At 62.7% G+C, this 14,383-nt stretch carries 10 protein-coding genes; 5 read left to right on the forward strand and 5 right to left on the reverse strand.

Annotated features, from left to right (window positions below; translation table 11 throughout):
- Positions 1-109: 109 nt before the first annotated feature.
- Positions 110-559: a MaoC/PaaZ C-terminal domain-containing protein gene (locus AC1DW2_RS21515; RefSeq protein ID WP_477007145.1), complete on the reverse strand. Its 450-nt coding sequence runs from the start codon at positions 557-559 to the stop codon at positions 110-112.
- A gap of 367 nt (positions 560-926) precedes the next feature.
- Between AC1DW2_RS21515 and AC1DW2_RS21520 the strand changes: the two genes are divergently transcribed.
- Positions 927-3,413 (forward strand): arylsulfatase, encoded by a 2,487-nt coding sequence (locus tag AC1DW2_RS21520; protein ID WP_283017561.1) that lies wholly within the window; start codon positions 927-929, stop codon positions 3,411-3,413.
- Positions 3,414-3,668: 255 nt separating this feature from the next.
- Positions 3,669-5,462 carry an adenylate/guanylate cyclase domain-containing protein gene (locus AC1DW2_RS21525; RefSeq protein WP_346283384.1) on the forward strand — a complete coding sequence of 598 codons (1,794 nt, stop codon included), beginning with the start codon at positions 3,669-3,671 and terminating at the stop codon, positions 5,460-5,462.
- Positions 5,463-5,648: 186 nt separating this feature from the next.
- On the opposite strand, the gene AC1DW2_RS21530 is transcribed toward AC1DW2_RS21525, so the two are convergent.
- The gene (locus tag AC1DW2_RS21530) at positions 5,649-6,566 is read right to left on the reverse strand and encodes an alpha/beta fold hydrolase (protein WP_063981100.1); all 918 of its coding nucleotides are present in this window, start codon (positions 6,564-6,566) and stop codon (positions 5,649-5,651) included.
- 232 nt (positions 6,567-6,798) lie between these two features.
- On the opposite strand from AC1DW2_RS21530, the gene AC1DW2_RS21535 reads away from it, so the two are divergent.
- From AC1DW2_RS21535 to AC1DW2_RS21545, 3 genes are all read left to right on the forward strand, one after another.
- Positions 6,799-7,413: a TetR/AcrR family transcriptional regulator gene (locus tag AC1DW2_RS21535; RefSeq protein ID WP_187388042.1), complete on the forward strand. Its 615-nt coding sequence runs from the start codon at positions 6,799-6,801 to the stop codon at positions 7,411-7,413.
- An 86-nt stretch (positions 7,414-7,499) separates the two neighbouring features.
- Positions 7,500-8,360, forward strand: coding sequence for a DMT family transporter (locus AC1DW2_RS21540; RefSeq protein WP_063981099.1), 861 nt, complete (start codon positions 7,500-7,502; stop codon positions 8,358-8,360).
- A gap of 143 nt (positions 8,361-8,503) precedes the next feature.
- The gene (locus tag AC1DW2_RS21545) at positions 8,504-9,373 is read left to right on the forward strand and encodes an alpha/beta fold hydrolase (RefSeq protein WP_199877122.1); all 870 of its coding nucleotides are present in this window, start codon (positions 8,504-8,506) and stop codon (positions 9,371-9,373) included.
- Between the two features lie 486 nt (positions 9,374-9,859).
- Here the strand turns inward: AC1DW2_RS21545 and ftsH are convergent, their stop codons facing one another.
- The 3 genes from ftsH to ybgF form a co-directional block, all read right to left on the reverse strand.
- Entirely contained in the window at positions 9,860-11,782 is a 1,923-nt protein-coding gene (gene ftsH, locus AC1DW2_RS21550) for an ATP-dependent zinc metalloprotease FtsH (protein ID WP_477007146.1), read from the reverse strand.
- A 259-nt stretch (positions 11,783-12,041) separates the two neighbouring features.
- Positions 12,042-13,136 carry a tRNA lysidine(34) synthetase TilS gene (tilS, locus tag AC1DW2_RS21555; protein ID WP_063981097.1) on the reverse strand — a complete coding sequence of 365 codons (1,095 nt, stop codon included), beginning with the start codon at positions 13,134-13,136 and terminating at the stop codon, positions 12,042-12,044.
- A gap of 72 nt (positions 13,137-13,208) precedes the next feature.
- Positions 13,209-14,249 (reverse strand): tol-pal system protein YbgF, encoded by a 1,041-nt coding sequence (gene ybgF / locus AC1DW2_RS21560; protein WP_166344448.1) that lies wholly within the window; start codon positions 14,247-14,249, stop codon positions 13,209-13,211.
- Positions 14,250-14,383 lie beyond the last annotated feature (134 nt).

Here is a 14,383-nt window from a genome sequence, read left to right on the forward strand (position 1 = left end):
GGGTAGAGCGGACTGACTTTGCTCACTCTGCGTTCTTCGCATTTTGACCCATAGCGGACGTGAACATTTTGTGTTGGCAAGCGCCGCCAAGACGGACGATGGCTCCTTGCTATGGACCCGCTCGTCTCGCAACGAGAATATTGGCTATACACTGCAAGACGATTTCGTTTTGTTGATTGCGCACTCTGATTTGGTTGCGCACGATGCCTCGATCAGGTTTCGACTTAGACTCCCGCTTCTCCAGAACAATCATCTCAAGATCGAGTTCATCTCCTGGGCGTACCGGGTTCGGCAGCCTTAACTCATCCCAACCCATTCCGGCGAGGACATGGAGCCGAGGCTGGAGCTTCGGCGTGAGCGAGATGAAGATCGAAAACGCATGGGCGCTCGATGCGGTTAGTCCCCCAAAAATTGAACGTGCTGCTGCCTCCTCATCGAGGTGACGGGGCGCTGGATCATATTGCTTGGCGAACTGGACGATCTCTTCCTTCGAGACCAGATAAGGACCAGCCTTGCTAGTCATACCAATTTCGGCATCTTCAAAATACAGCTGGGTCATGGCTTCGTCCTCTGCGGATGAAGTAAATCAGGCACGGCTCAACGCGGCGGGATTATAACCCTTTTCAAGCATCAATTTCTGTTCTTGTCCGGCTAACCCACACGTCGTTCAGGCCAGTCGCACCAATTTCCAAGGCAGCCTTTCCCGGATGAGCAAACACCAAAGGTCATCATCCGAAAATCAGCTTATGGCCCATCAGCGAAATGGCGACACCTTTCATTGAGGTCCGCTTGGTGGAGTAGAGCGGACTGACTTTGCTCACTCTGCGTTCTTCGCATTTTGACCCATAGCGGTCTTCCATTGATCTAGATCAACGCGAGGTACATCCGGGAAGTTTGGTTCAATCGTCGAACAAGAGAGGACGCTTATGAGCGATCATCCAGAAGACGGTCCCCCGAACGAATCCTCCTCAAACGCATTCGAAAAAAATAGGCGCGGCAATGACGGCATGCAACGACGCGACCTTTTGTTGGGTGGTTCGTCGCTCGCTGCGATGACGGCTTTGGCGGCGACGGCGCCAGCGACCGCTCAAGTGCAACAGGCTGCACCGGCACCCGCAGCAGCACCCGCATCGACGGGGCCGAAGCTTGGCGAGATCCTGCCGTTTCCGCAGCCGCCGCGTCCTGTCATCACCGAGCCGGATTGGCGCAAGGTGCCGCAGCCGAAGCCAGTCTCGATCCGGCCGCCGAAGGGCGCCCCCAACATCCTGGTCATTCTTCAAGACCAGACTTCCTATGCGGACCCATCGACCTTCGGCGGACCGATCAACTTCCCGACCATGGATCGTCTCGCCAAAGAGGGGCTGACCTACACGAACTTTCACGTCAACAGTCTGTGTTCGCCGAGCCGCACCGCGCTATTGACCGGACGCAATCAACATCAAAATAGCCAAGCCGCTGTAGTTGACGGTGCGACCTCATATCCCGGCGACACCGGCATGCGGCCAAAGAGCGTTGCGCCTATCGCTGAAATTCTTCGACAGTGGGGCTATTGCACGTCGATGTTCGGCAAAAGCCACGAGACGCCGCCGTGGGAAACCAGCATGAGCGGCCCGTTCGACCGCTGGCCAGCGCGACAGGGCTTTGAAAAATTCTATGGCTTCATCGGCGGCGAGAAGAACTTGTTCCGGCCCTACCTCGTGGATGGCACTACCGAACTCGGCGTGCCGCGCGACCCAAACTATCATTTCAACGTCGATATCACGGACAAGGCGATAGGCTGGATACGTGGTACGCGCTCGCTGACCCCGGATCGTCCGTTCTTTATGTATTACGCCACGGGCGGCGCGCATCCGCCTCACACGCCGCCGAAAGAATGGCTCGATGTCTACAAGGGGAAATTTGATCAGGGGTGGGACAAGCTACGCGGGGAAATTCTTGCGCGTCAGATAAAGATGGGCCTGATGCCTCCGGGCACCAAGATTGCTGAAAACCCTCCTGAAATTCCAAAATGGGACGCCCTTTCGGACGACGCGAAGAAGGTGCTGTCGCGGCAAATGGAAGTCTATGCAGGCTATGCCGAGCATACCGACCGCGAGATCGGGCGTTTGATCGACGCCATCGGGGATCTCGGCGAACTCGACAACACCATCGTGATCTATATCGCCGGCGACAATGGCGGCACCGCGATCGGTGGTCTAAACGGAACCTTCAACGAATGGTCCAACCTCAACGACGCACCCGAAGACATCCCGTATCTCAAGACCCGAATGGACGAGTATGGCGGACCGAACTCCTACCCTAACTATTCGGTGGCTTGGGCAATGGCCGGCTCCACGCCGGCAACCTGGTGCATCAATGCCTGTCAGGGCGGCGGCCAGAATCAGGGCATGGTCATTCGCTGGCCCGGCGGCATCAAATCGAAAGGGGAAATCCGCAGGCAGTATACCCACCTGATCGACGTCGGCCCCACCATCCTTGAAGCCGTCGGCATCCCCGAGCCAAAGATAGTCAACGGCGTCGAGCAGATTCCGATGGCCGGCACCAGCATGATCTACTCGTTCGACGATGCGGCGGCAAAGGATCGCCACACCGTCCAGTACAACGAGTGCAGCGGCAATCGCAGCATCTACAAGGACGGCTGGATGGCCTGCGTGATGCACCGCGCGCCATGGGAGAGCAGCCCCCGCGTCGATGACTACGCCAAGGACAAATGGGAGCTTTACAATGTGGCCGTGGACTTCGGACAGGCTACCGACCTCGCCGCGCAAAATCCCGCGAAGCTGAAAGAACTGCAGGACCTATTCCATCAGGAGGCGATCAAGTTCGGCGTTTATCCGATGGATGACCGCTCCTTCGCACGGCTGAATGCGACCAATGCCGGACGGCCCGACATTATGGCCGGCCGTACCGAGGTGACCTACTACGCCGGGATGACCGGCATGGCTGAAAATGTCTTCATCGACACGCTCAGCCGTTCCTATGTTGTCACCGCCGACCTGGTCATTCCCAAAGGCGGCGCCAACGGCGTCGTGGTCTCGCAGGGTGGCCTGTTCGGCGGCTGGAGTCTTTACGTCAAGGACGGAAGACCCAAGCTCGCCTACAACTGGCTGGCGCGGGAGAAATACTTCATCGAAGGCAAGGAGGCTCTACCGGAAGGCAAGGTCACGCTGGTCTATGATTTCACCTATGACGGCGGCGGCCTGCACAAGGGCGGCACCGGCGTGCTGTCGATCAACGGCAGGAAAGTCGGCGAAGGCCGCATCAATAAGACGCAGGGCGCGGTGTGGTCGCTGGCCGGTGAGACCGCCGACATCGGCGTGGATGCCTACTCCCCAGTGTGCGATGACTACGATCCTTGGGAAAACGCCTTCACCGGCACCATCAACACCGTGAAGATCAAACACAAGGCTTGAGCGCAAGACTTGGCCCTTCCCCGTTACGCGAGGAGGGCTCTCTTTGTGTCCCGCGCCAACACCAGTCCGCTCCTGGCCCATCAGCAAAGTGGCGACACCTTTCATTGAGGTCCGCTTGGTGGGGTGGAGCGAACTGACTTTGCCCGCTCTGCGTTCTTCGCATTTTGACCCTGACCTGACATTGACCCTAGCCCAAAAGGAACACCCTGTGCTTTGATACGTGGGACGGAATCTACCGATCTCGCGGGGGCCGTTTTGGCCAACAATTGCGTGGAACGGAGGCTTGCGGCGATTCTGGCGGCGGATGTTGCCGGATACAGCCGCATGATGGGTATGGACGAAGAAGACGTGCTGGCTCGCCTCAAGGCCGCCAGAAAGTCTCTTTTCGATCCCTCCATCGCCGCGCATCGCGGACGGATCGTCAAGACGACCGGCGACGGCATGCTGGTCGAGTTCGCCAGCGCCGTCGATGCAGCGCGATGCGCCATCGAGGTGCAGCGCGGCATGGTTGAGCGAAATGCCGCGGTGCCGCAGGCCAAGCGGATCGAATTTCGCGTCGGCATCCACGTCGGCGACATCATAATCGACGAAAATGATATCTTCGGGGACGGCGTCAATATCGCCGCCCGCCTTGAAGGCATCGCGGAACCCGGCGGCATCTGCATCTCCGAGGACACGCAACGTCAAATCCGCGGCAAGGTCGATATCGCCTTCGAGGACATGGGTCCGCAGAATCTGAAGAACATTGTTGAGCCGATGCGCGCGTGGCGATTGAGGATAAACGCGGACGGTTCTGCGGCAATCTCGAAAAGGTCGCCGGTCGAGACCACCCAGGCTCTGGCGCTGCCCGACAAGCCGTCCATCGCCGTGCTGCCGTTCCAGAACATGTCAGGCGATCCCGAACAGGAATACTTCGCGGACGGAATAGCGGAGGACATCATCACCGCGCTGTCCCGTTTCAAGGCGCTGTTCGTCATCGCCCGCAATTCGAGCTTCACATACAAGGGACGCGCTGTCGACATCAAGCAAGTGGGGCGCGAGCTTGGCGTGCGCTATGTGCTGGAAGGAAGCGTTCGCAAGGCGGCAAACCGGGTGCGCATCACGGGACAGCTCGTCGATACCCCTACGGGAGGACATCTCTGGGCAGACCGGTTTGACGGTGGACTCACCGACATCTTCGACCTGCAGGACCAGGTCACCGAGAGCATAGTCGGAGCGATCGCGCCGGCGGTTGAAAAAGCCGAGATCGAGCGCGCCAAACGCAAGCCTACCGAGAGTCTTGATGCCTATGATCACTACTTACGCGGTTTGGCCAGCTCTTATCAGTTTGCTAACCGGCAAGCGAACGAAGAGGCGTTACGCCTATTCAACAGGGCGATCAAGCTCGACCCAGGTTTTGCGTCAGCTTACGGTCGTGCCGCCCTTTGCTACACCTTTGCCAAGACCAATGGCTGGATTTCAGTCACACCGAGCGAGACTGCCAAAGTAGAAAAGCTCGTTCAGAGAGCGGTTGAGCTAGGAAAAGACGACGTGATCGCCCTCGCGGCGAGCGGATATGTATCAGCGTTTGTTTTACTCGATCTCGGGGGAGGCGCCGCCTTGATCGATCGCGCGCTCGTGTTCAATTCCAATTGGGCCGAGGCATGGTTTTGGAGTGGCTGGGTGAAGAACTGGCTAGGCGAGCCGGAAACGGCAATCGAGCGCTTCGCCCGTGCCATCCGCCTCAACCCGCTTGATCCGTTTATGAGCGGGGTACGAACTGGGACCTCGCATGCCCATTTCTTCCTGGGCCACTATGGCGACGCGGCATCGTGGGCTGCAATGGCGTTGCAGGACAATCCGGACTTTCAACCTGCGTTACGTATGGACGCCGCAAGCAAGGCAATGGCCGGACGACTGGAGCAGGCACAAAAGGCGGTGGCTCGGCTGCGGCAATTGAATCCTTCGGTGCGTGTCTCCAATCTCAAAAGCGTGCTCGGCCCCTATCGGCGTGCCGAAGATCTCGCTCGATACGAAGAAGGGTTGCGGCGAGCCGGGCTGCCCGAATGACCTCTACGGCCACGGTGCGGCAAGAGAGTGAGAGCCGCAACTTCCGCTCTCGGCCCATCAGCGAAATGGCGACACCTTTCATTGAGGTCCGCTTGGTGGAGTAGAGCGGACTGACTTTGCCCGCTCTGCGTTCTTCGCATTTTGGCCCGTAGCGGACATTCCCATCGGGACGATGGGAGACCGAAATCACGCCGTTGCTGCCAGATCGTTGGCAACGACTGCCAATATTTCGGCGGCGTGTGAACTCGCGATAAAGTGCCCGCCATCAGCGACTTCGTGCCATACCGCTCCAGGCATCCGCTCACCCAGCGGTTTGTTTACTGCGTAAGGCACAAACGTATCGGCGCTGCCTTGCCACAGATGAACCGGCCTATGGATCGCCGTGACGTCGAATGGCCACTGTTGATAGAGCATCTGCGCATCGGCCACGAGACCGTCAACGCCTTGCCGGAAACACTCGCGTCCAGACTCCACGATGGCACTCAGCACATCGTCATCAGCAAGCGCCGCGAGGTCAGCGGGGCAGCTCGCCTTCAGCAATGCCTTCTTGTACTGCTCCGGAAACCGCGTCGCAGCGAGATCGATCAGGTCATACATCAGCTGGAAACCCGGCCGGAAATGCAGTGCAAGGAACCCGCCTATGGCGTCGGTCGAGGACAGATCCTTCGCTGCCCAATTCGTACCGAATGCGCCGTAGGATCCGGGAGCGATGCTGGTCACGTGTACCAGCTTCGCGGGATCAAGGTACGCCGCTGCCGCGAGCGCCCAAGGACCACCCTCAGACCAGCCTGTGACCGCAAAGCGATCGGTCTCAAAAGCGTTGGCAATCGCTTCCAGGTCTGCGGCCCAGCCTGCGAAGGTGCGACCGTGTTGAGGATCTGATTTGCCTTGGCCTGGACGGTCCACGCACACAAATCTCAAACCAAGTTTGAGCGCGTGAGACGCAAAAACCTTGGCTTCGAGCCGGCTCGATGGTCCGCCATGATTGTGAAGTACGAGCGGACCGTTCGGATCGCCGACCTGAAGGTAAGCCAGTGATCGACCGCCGATCTGGACTGCACCTTCGCTAGGACACGCAGCGTTGCTTGAATTTCTCAAATGCATGCCCTCCGTCGGGCCTCGATGACTCGTCGATCTCGCGGAGCCTTTGTCTCAGCCAACCAACTCTTTTTGGAATTTCTCGATCGTAGGCTGCAACAACGGCCGCCATGGTCACACGGCTGTCGGATGTCTGCAACTGGCCCATAGCAGCCATTTCCGCGTTCAAAGCTGACATCGGCTTTCGCCCCGAAACGGGCACTTGCGATTTAAAGACCAATCGGTCTATATGTCGATGATGAGCCGCCCAACCCCAGTGCAGTCGCCCCGTGGCCGCCCCCGAAGCTTCGACGTGGATGCCGCGGTCGAACGCGCGATGGGGGTGTTCTGGTCGCGCGGCTATCACGCCACGGCGCTGCCGGACCTGCTTCGGGCCACGAAACTCTCGCGTGGCAGCCTTTACGCCGCGTTCGGCGACAAGCACTCGCTCTTCCTGCGCGCACTCGATCGCTACATTGCCGATGCCGTGACGCGGATGGATGTCGAACTCGCCCCCCGCAGGGAGCCGGTCGACGCCCTGCGGGCCTATCTTGCCGGCTATGTCGATCGCACCAGCGGTGCCAACGGCCGGCGCGGCTGCCTGCTGGTGGCCACGGCCATGGAGCTGGCCGGCCAGGATGCCGCGATTGGTCGTCGCGTAGCGGGCTTCTTCAGGGCCATGGAGGCCCGCCTGGCCGATGCCCTGTCCCGCGCGAAGGTGGCGGGCAAGCTGGCCGACGGTGTCGATCCCGCGAGTGCCGCCAAAATTCTGGTCTGTTTCGTCGAGGGCCTGCGCGTGGTCGGCAAGACGGCGCCGGCGCGGGCCACATCGCAAGCCACCGCTGACGCTTTGCTCGACCGGTTCGTCAGGTAGCAACCCAATCAGGTCAACTACCCCCGGACGCCTCCGCACCTGGCGCGTCAATATATGGACCGATCGGTCGTGAAAGGAAGGATGCCATGTCTGCCATCCAGATCGTCTGCGCGGTAGCCGTTCCCCTGCTCTGGGGTTATCAGTTCGTGGCCATCAAGGTGGGCGTCGCGGAGTTTCCGCCGCTGTTCTTCCTCGCGCTGCGCTTCCTGGCCATCGCGCTGCTGCTCGTTCCGTTCGTGAAGAGGCCCACGCGCGCGCAGCTCGGCCCTGTCGCAGCCATTTCGATCTTCCTGGGCGGTCTGAACTTCGGGCTGTTCTATGTCGGCCTCGGGCTCGGCTCGGGAAGCATGTCGGCCGTCGCGTATCAACTCGCCACGCCCTTCACCGTCCTGCTGGCCTGGCCGTTGCTCGCCGAGCGGCCGTCTCTCTCCACGACCGCCGGAGTGCTGCTCGCATTCGCCGGCGTTGTCGTGCTGGCAGCGGAGCCTGGCCTGTCGGCCAACGGGCTTCCGCTGCTGCTAGTGGTCGGGGCGGCCTTCGCATTCGCGGTGTCCAACGTCCTGACGAAACGCTACGGCCCTTTCGATCCCCTGATGTTGATGGGGTGGTCGTCGCTGTTCACAGTGCCGCAGGTCATGTTGATGTCGCTGCTGCTCGAATACGGACAACTGGCGAGCCTCGTCACGGCGGATGGACGCGGCTGGCTGGCGCTCGCCTACACGATTTTCATCGGCGGAATTGTCGGGTTCGGCCTCTGGTTCTGGCTGATCGCCCGCTGCTCCATGGGCCGCGTCGCGCCCTTCGGCCTGCTGCTTCCGGTGTTCGCCTTGACGTCGAGCGTGCTGTTCCTTGGCGAGCGCATGACCCCGAAGTTGATCGCCGGCGGGCTGCTCGCGATCGCAGGCGTGGCGATGACACAGGTCAGACCGAGCGCGCGACCCAGTTGAGCCCGGATGTTGCGTTGTGGGATCGATGTCGTCTGCCCGGCAATGGAGATCACGAGGCTTCACGTCTCGGTGGTGGACCGTGTTGCGACGTGACGCGCCCAACTTGCCGTGCGCAAATATCCGATCGAACAGGAGGGCGTATCATGATGTTTCGCAATCTTCTCGCCGCGCTTCTCGTCACGATCGCGATCAGCGCGGCACATGCGGCACCGCAATGGCTGAACCTGCCGCCGACGCCGACACTGCCCAGGGCGACGCAGAGCGGCTTCGCGCCCGTCAACGGCATCAAGGTCTGGTACGCAATTTTCGGCCGCGGCGAGCCTGTCATCCTGCTGCATGGCGGCCTCGCCAACGCCAACTATTGGGGCCGCCAGGTCCGCGCGCTGCAACGGCACTATCAGGTCATCGTCATGGACAGCCGCGGGCATGGGCGCAGCAGCCGCAATCAGGAGCCCTATGGCTACGATCTGATGGCCTCGGACGTGGTCGCCCTGCTCGATCACCTGAAGATCAGGAAAGCTGCGATCGTCGGCTGGAGCGACGGCGCGATCATCGGCCTCGACATCGCGATGAAGCACCCGGAACGGGTGAGCAAGCTGTTCGCCTTCGCGGCGAATTCGGATCCGTCAGGCGTTGCGGACATTGCGTCGAGCGACGTCTTCAACGCCTACATCGCGAGAGCTGGCGAGGAGTACAAGCGCCTGTCGCCGACCCCGACCGAGTACAAGGGCTTCGTCGCGGAGATTACCAAAATGTGGGAGAGCCAGCCGAAATGGACGGCGTCGGATCTCGCGACGATCAAGGTCCCGACCTGGATCGTGGACGGCGACCACGACGAGGCGATCAAGCGCGAGAACACCGAATTCATGGCGGCGAACATTCCGGGCGCCGGACTGCTGATCCAGCCGGAGGTCAGTCACTTCTCGTTCCTGCAGGATCCCGAGCAGTTCAGCGACGACGTGCTGCATTTTCTGGAACGTGGCGGTGAGTGGCCCGGAGCGGCAGCGAAGTGAGATATCGTAGGGTGGGCAAAGCGAAGCGTGCCCACCGCGTCTATCGCAATTGCCGAGAGATGGTGGGCACGGCGCTACGCGCCTTTGCCCACCCTACGCGACCGGTGCAGAGCCATTACGAGCCCAACTGCATCCACGCCGTCATTGCGAGGAGCGAAGCGACGAAGCAATCCAGACTGCTGCCATGGAAACATTCTGGATTGCTTCGCTACGCTCGCAATGACGGAGTTTGCGGGCCGACGACACGCACCTCTCTCGTGTCCCGGACGCGCTGCTGCGTGCAACGCTGCTGCGCTGAGCCGGGATCCAGAAGGCCACACGGCAAGATGCGGAGACATGGGCCCCGGCTCCGCAGCGCACCGCCGAAGGGGCGGTGCGCTGCGTCCGGGGCACGAGACCGCAGTCTGAAGCGCAACTGCATCAACATCGGCCAACAAAAAACGCGGCGTTTCCGCCGCGTTTTTCAATTCGATCTGCGCCTCTCGATTACGCCTGCGGCTGAGGCTCCAGGCCGGGATCCGGATCGGGCCGCGGCCGCGACTTGCCGGCCGGGGGCACGGCGGAGGCGCGCGGCGTAGCCGGCTCGAGCACGGACTCGCGGTTCGGCTTCTTGCCCTTGAGCAGGTCGATGATCTCGTCGCCGGAGAGCGTCTCGAACTCGAGCAGGCCCTTGGCGAGAGCTTCGAGGTCGGCACGCTTCTCGGTGAGAATGCGGGTCGCTTCGTTGTAGCCCTCTTCCACGAAACGCCGGATCTCGGTGTCGATCTTCTGGACCGTCGCCTCCGATGCGTTCTGGGTGCGCGAGACCGACATGCCCAGGAACACCTCGTCCTGGTTTTCGCCATAGGACACGGTGCCGAGCGCCTCCGAGAGGCCCCAGCGCGTAACCATCATGCGGGCCAGACGCGTCGCCTGCTCGATGTCGGAGGATGCACCCGAGGTCACCTTCTCACGGCCGAAGATCAGCTCTTCGGCGACGCGGCCACCCATCATGATGGCGAGGCGCGAGGTCATCTGCTCCAGCGACATCGACAGCTTGTCGCGCTCAGGCAGCTGCATCACCATGCCCAGCGCGCGGCCGCGCGGAATGATGGTCGCCTTGTGGATCGGATCGGTCGCGACGACGTTGAGGCCGACGATGGCGTGGCCGCCCTCGTGATAGGCCGTCAGCAGCTTCTCTTCCTCGGTCATGACGAGCGACTTGCGCTCGGCGCCCATCATCACCTTGTCCTTGGCCTCTTCGAACTCGGCCTGGGTCACCATCCGCTTGTTGCGGCGGGCGGCGGTCAGGGCGGCTTCGTTGACGAGGTTCATCAGGTCGGCGCCGGAAAAACCGGGCGTGCCGCGCGCGATGGTCTTGAGGTTGATATCCGGCGCCAGCGGCACCTTGCGGACGTGAACCTTGAGGATCTGCTCGCGGCCGACGACGTCGGGATTGGGCACCACGACCTGACGGTCGAAGCGGCCCGGACGCAGCAGCGCGGGATCGAGCACGTCGGGACGGTTCGTCGCCGCGATCAGGATCACGCCCTCGTTGGCCTCGAAGCCGTCCATCTCGACCAGCAACTGGTTCAGCGTCTGCTCGCGCTCGTCATTGCCGCCGCCGAGACCGGCGCCACGGTGACGGCCGACCGCGTCGATTTCGTCGATGAAGATGATGCAGGGCGCGTTCTTCTTGGCCTGCTCGAACATGTCGCGGACACGGGAGGCGCCGACGCCGACGAACATTTCGACGAAGTCGGAACCCGAGATGGTGAAGAACGGCACGTTGGCTTCGCCCGCGACCGCACGCGCGATCAGGGTCTTACCGGTGCCGGGAGGGCCCACCAGCAGCACGCCGCGCGGAATACGGCCGCCGAGGCGCTGGAATTTGCCGGGGTCGCGGAGGAATTCGACGATCTCCTGCAGGTCCTGCTTGGCTTCGTCGACGCCGGCGACGTCCTCGAAGGTGACGCGGCCATGGGCCTCGGTCAGCATCTTGGCGCGCGACTTGCCGAAGCCCATCGCCTTGCCGGCGCCGCCCTGCATCTGCCGCGACAGGAAGATCCACACGCCGATCAGCGCGATGAAGGGCAGCCAGGAGACCAGCAGCGAGACGAACCACGGCACGTTGTCGCCGGGCGGCTTCGCGGTGATCTGGACCTTGCTGTCATAGAGGCGCTTCACCAGCGTCGGATCGTTCGGCGCATAGGTCTGGAAGCTTGAGCCATTGGTGAAGGTGCCGTGGATATCCGGCCCCTGGATCACGACATCGCGCACATTGCCGCGGTCAACTTCGCTCAAGAGCTGGGAGRAGGCGATGTCCTGCGATGAGGCGCGCTGACCCGGATTCTGGAAGAGCGTGAACAACGCCAACAGCAGCAAGACAATGATGACCCAGAGGGCGAAATTGCGCAGATTGGCGTTCATCGATCTTCCTTCATGGTCGCGCGGATCGCGGCCTGATCCTTGGGCGGTAGCAGTTACTTTGTCAGTGCGAGGAAATCCCCAAGGAATCCTCTTGGTTAGACGGATACAATTTAGGTGCCGCCCCGGTCGCTGCCAAGGGAACGAGATGGGACTATTTATCCCATCTTAGAGCGATTCCCGCTGAAATAATGGCGATCTGCCCGGGGTTTTTCCTGCCTGGTTAAGGTGTCCTGACGGCGCGCGGCGGAAACGGCCGGTGTCATGATCCGCCCTGATCCGCCCTCGTCCGTCCCTTGGACCGCCGGGCCGGCGCCGGTGCGATGTGGATACGCCCCCCGGCAAGGCTGATCAAGGCTCCCGCAAGGGTCTGCTTCAGGAACGGCCGGCCATTTGCGGCTGCGCGGGGGCTTTCAGCCAAACTTGCAGCCATGGCCTGATCGAGCGCGGCCAGGAGAGTCTCGACCTTGCCGAGTTCCGCCGGCCCCTCATGACCGAGGGCATTGACGGCCCGCAGCAGGAGCCGCAGCCGGACCTCCTCCGGCAGATTGGCGAATGCCGAGGCCTCGAAGCTGCGACCGCCCGCCTGCGGCGCATCGCCGCGCGCCCGAAGCTGAAGGAAGCGTTCGGCGCCATCGACCAGCACGTCGACCGCCGCATTGGCGCGCGCCAGCCTGCCTGCGAGCCGCGCCAGGCTCCGGCTGTCGCCCCCCTCGGCCGCGAGTTGCGGCAGCAGCGCGCGCAGCCGCGGCCGGGTGAAGGCGGTGTCGCGATTGGTGGGATCATCGGCAAATCCGATCTTCGCCCGCCTCAAGGTCGCGATCAGCTGCGACTTCGGGACATCGAGCAGCGGACGCACCAGCACGACGCCGTCGCGCTCCGTGAGGCGCGTCATTGCCGACAGCCCGGCAAGCCCGCTGCCGCGGACAAGGCGCATCAACAGGGTCTCGGCCTGATCGTCGCGGGTGTGGGCGGTCAGCACATGGCTCGCGCCGGCGTTTCGCGCGGCCTGTGCAAGCAGGCGGTAGCGGGCTTCGCGTGCAGCGGCAGGCAGTCCCGTGTTCGGCTTCGCGCCACGCCAGCGCAGGGTCCGGTGTGCCAGCCCGAGTTCGGCCGCAAGCCGCTTGACCTCGCGCGCCTCGCGCGCCGCCTCCGGGCGCAGGCCGTGATCGACGGTGACGACGGTCAATTGCGGACCGCGTGCCAAGCCGCGCTTCCAGCGCGCGGCGAGCCACATCAGCGCGACCGAGTCAGGTCCGCCGGAGACCGCGAGCACCAGCGCCGGCGCACTTCTGAGCTCGGCGAAGAGTTGCTTCGCCGCGCGCGCCGAGATCGGTGAGTTGTCGTCGTCCGACATGACGCTGCCCAGGCAATCACCAGACTATTTAGCGCGGCGCCATCCGCATTGTCAGGGCGCAAACACCACGCGTCAGCACTTCACCCGCTTCTGCTCGCGATCGACGGCGGATTTGACGCCGGCGGAGGCGCGCGGATATTTGCGGCCGACCTCGCCGAAGGCGGCGCAGGCGGCCTCTTTCTCCTTCAGCGCGGCCAGCGACTGGCCGAGCCGCAGCAGGGCATCCGGCGCCTTGGCGGATTTGTCGTATTTGGTGGTGACGGCGAGGAAGGCTTCCGCGGAGTCGCGATATTGCTGGCGCTGGAAATAGCTTTCGCCGAGCCAGTATTGCGCGTCGCCGAGCAGCGGATCGCTCGGATGTTTCTGCGCAAAATTCTTCATGGTCTGCTCGGCGAGCGCATAGTCCTTGCGCTGCATGTAGCCGATGCCGAGGTCGAACTCGTCGCGCGGCGTTGCCGAGGGCGGCAGGGTCGTCAGGCCGGTGCCGCCCGATGGCGCTGGATAGCCCGATTGTGCCGGCGGATAGCCGGGCTGGGCTGCCGGCGGCACGCCTTGCTGGTAGCGCGGGCTGGTGTTGGCGAGATCGAGCGGCTCGCCGGCAGCGCGCCCGCCGGGCGCGCCGCCAGGGGCGCCTGCCGGCATCGGCTGCTGCCCGCCACCAAGCGCGCGCGGCGCGCCGGGCGCATTCGGGTTCTGGTTCGGATCGAAGGAATCACCGCGGCGGCGCACGCCCGGCGCACCGGGCGCCGGCTGCTCCTGAACGATCGGCGCGGGAGCAGCGATCTGCGGCTGCTCGTAATTCGGCTGAGCCTGTTGCTGCTGGCGATAGGCCGGCGCGGACTGCGCAGGCGGTACGGCTGCGACCGAGGGCTGGACCGGCACCTGTCCGGGCGCGGCTTGCGCGCCGCCCTCGAGCGCCCGCAGCCGCTCTTCGAGCTGGCGGTTGCGATATTGCAGCTCCTCGTTCTGGCCGGTGAGCTGGCGCAGCTGGTTCTCCAACCGCTCGATCCGCATCTCGGGGTCATCGTCCGACTGCGCCAGTGCAGGCGAGCACAAAGAGAACAGCGCGGCGATCGCCACGGTGCCGGTAAAGACCTTGGATCTGGATGACATCTTGCCCTGACGACGAAAACGAAATCTGCGACGGAACATGCGACGCGCCACACATTGAAAGGCAGTACGCCAAAAATGTGACTGGCACCACGGGGTTTCGGTCACAGATGGCTGAAACAAAACCGGCGCCCGAG

Source organism: Bradyrhizobium sp. P3_C3, from assembly GCF_056402655.1.

What these genes read in the sequence shown, in the direction of transcription:
- AC1DW2_RS21535 (WP_187388042.1), top strand. Translation starts at nt 6,799, where the DNA reads ATGAGCCGCCCAACCCCAGTGCAGTCGCCCCGTGGCCGCCCCCGAAGC.
- AC1DW2_RS21515 (WP_477007145.1), bottom strand. Translation starts at nt 559, where the DNA reads ATGACCCAGCTGTATTTTGAAGATGCCGAAATTGGTATGACTAGCAAG.
- tilS (WP_063981097.1), bottom strand. Translation starts at nt 13,136, where the DNA reads ATGTCGGACGACGACAACTCACCGATCTCGGCGCGCGCGGCGAAGCAA.
- ybgF (WP_166344448.1), bottom strand. Translation starts at nt 14,249, where the DNA reads ATGTCATCCAGATCCAAGGTCTTTACCGGCACCGTGGCGATCGCCGCG.
- AC1DW2_RS21530 (WP_063981100.1), bottom strand. Translation starts at nt 6,566, where the DNA reads ATGCATTTGAGAAATTCAAGCAACGCTGCGTGTCCTAGCGAAGGTGCA.
- AC1DW2_RS21520 (WP_283017561.1), top strand. Translation starts at nt 927, where the DNA reads ATGAGCGATCATCCAGAAGACGGTCCCCCGAACGAATCCTCCTCAAAC.
- AC1DW2_RS21540 (WP_063981099.1), top strand. Translation starts at nt 7,500, where the DNA reads ATGTCTGCCATCCAGATCGTCTGCGCGGTAGCCGTTCCCCTGCTCTGG.
- AC1DW2_RS21545 (WP_199877122.1), top strand. Translation starts at nt 8,504, where the DNA reads ATGATGTTTCGCAATCTTCTCGCCGCGCTTCTCGTCACGATCGCGATC.